This window comes from Shewanella algidipiscicola (assembly GCF_003605125.1).
GTDB classification, from domain to species: Bacteria; Pseudomonadota; Gammaproteobacteria; order Enterobacterales; family Shewanellaceae; genus Shewanella; species Shewanella algidipiscicola.
This window is the reverse complement of sequence record NZ_QPQT01000029.1, coordinates 1-2,019: the sequence shown is the minus strand read 5'-3', so window position 1 is coordinate 2,019 and position 2,019 is coordinate 1. Positions and strand designations below refer to the sequence as shown.

The window sequence follows — 2,019 nt, the reverse complement described above, 5'->3', positions numbered from 1 at the left end:
GGTCGTTGGCTTAGGGATGCGTATTCTACACTTCCCGTTGTTGGCGTCAAGTGCTTATTTTAAGAAGTTTTCCAAGCGATGATTTCTTAAGCAGAAGTCATCAATCGAAGCCCTTAAAAGCGCTTATCACCTGAGTCAAATCTCCGAAGAGTTTAACTCTCATCTCTTTGTTAAAAGAGAGGCTGACTTAGCTGCAAGTCCCGTACTACCTAGATAGTTGGCCTGCTGTGCCGTGTCAGTGGATGCGCATTATAGGCAGTTCTCGGTTGGGCGCAAGGGCTTTTTTCACTAAAAATGGAATTAGTTTTTATACCTCACTTAAGCACATACCTCACACGGCTTATACACAGACTTACCCACAAACAACAAACGAACATATAAACCAATCAAAACTGAATGCACTGCAATCACAGCCAACCAAGGTTTTCGGCATATAAGACTAATAGCCTGGCAATACCTGATCGATAGGGTTGAGCTCTAGTGAATATGGCGATATATACATGATAGAGAGGGTTCAAATTCATCAGGCAGCAATTTTGAAGGCCGCCAGCTTGTGACCCATAATGACAACAGCATGGTTATCTGTAATGACATATGTAGCTCCCAATAAATACGCATACTCAAATATTACTCTTGCACCGCTCTGGGACGTGCTCCTTTCTCGGCCCATATTCATATGCAGCCCAAATTTTGCTTCGTCCTGAAACTATATTTAGACGTCTTTAAGGAATACACTCTCTGGGGCTCTAGAACCGTTTCGATTCGGATTTGTTTAAAAGCATCTTGGGCTTCTATTGACTGTTTTAGGTGCTTAAAGCGGATCGAGAGCCAACTACTGCCTATTTCATCCAATAGTCGATAAATCAATACAAACTGATGCTTGAAACCTAAATTTTTCTCAATATAAACCAATATATTTCCCTTGCACACAGTCAGCATCAGCTTTAACAGTAGGGTCATTTAAAAGCACAATACAACGCAAAGCAGCCAATACCTTATGTTATTTGGTCTTCAACTGTGGTTAAAAATGGGAGGATTACTCGTCCATGGTTTTTTGACACATACTCGACTCACCTTAAGAAACTTAACGGTATCTATACGGCTGTTTTCTTCGAAAAAATGGAATACAGTGAGATAAAACATTCAGAGCCTAGCGTTAAATGTGAACTTAATACATTTAGGTAAGGCCTGCGTCATGATGACCCCTTCTGGAGCCGTTATTAGATCACTACATGAATGTGATTGAGATTCTAAAGAACCGAAATCATTAGGTTCGGGTAAATACCAAACAATGTTAGGAACCTTGAAGGTCCAACTGAACGACGAAGAGCATGGGTGCATAAATGCCACATAGACCATGGATGCTCGAGAGTGACCACTGCTTTAGCAACGACTCACGCACTACACTTAGTACCTAGTACCTAGTACCATCGTTATCATTTCTCTGAGAAATAAATACGAAAAAGCCCTTAGCATTGCTGCTAAGGGCTTATCGTAATGTTGGCGGAGCGGACGGGACTCGAACCCGCGACCCCCGGCGTGACAGGCCGGTATTCTAACCAACTGAACTACCGCTCCTTTAGACCTGAGTCTAAATTCTTTTATCGTCGCTAACGTGTCATGGCTAGGAGACGTGCTCTATTGAGCGTATTAGGCGCCTGGAAATGACCTACTCTCACATGGGGAGACCCCACACTACCATCGGCGCGATTGCGTTTCACTTCTGAGTTCGGGATGGGATCAGGTGGTACCACAATGCTATGGTTTCCAGACAAATTCTTACTGGTTAATTGTCCGTCTGACGGCATTGTTTCCTCGCTACAGTGCTCATGTACTAAAGTACACTCCGCGCTTCGCTCGTTACGGCTTTGTCAGCCAAACAATTACCTGCGTAATTCACCAAAATTATAAATTTAGAAAGCTGTTCCCGCTTACGCAGAAAGTTTTAAAATTGAGTCACACTAAATCAAGTGTCTGTATTCTTTCGCTAAAGTTAACCATTAACTGAAACCCTTTTGG

Annotated in this window: 1 tRNA gene and 1 rRNA gene; both read right to left on the bottom strand. The window is 42.7% G+C overall.

What is annotated here, in order from left to right:
• Positions 1 to 1,501: 1,501 nt before the first annotated feature.
• A tRNA-Asp gene (locus DVO77_RS18885) sits at positions 1,502 to 1,578 on the bottom strand.
• 78 nt (positions 1,579 to 1,656) lie between these two features.
• Positions 1,657 to 1,772 (bottom strand): 5S ribosomal RNA (rrf, locus tag DVO77_RS18880).
• Positions 1,773 to 2,019 lie beyond the last annotated feature (247 nt).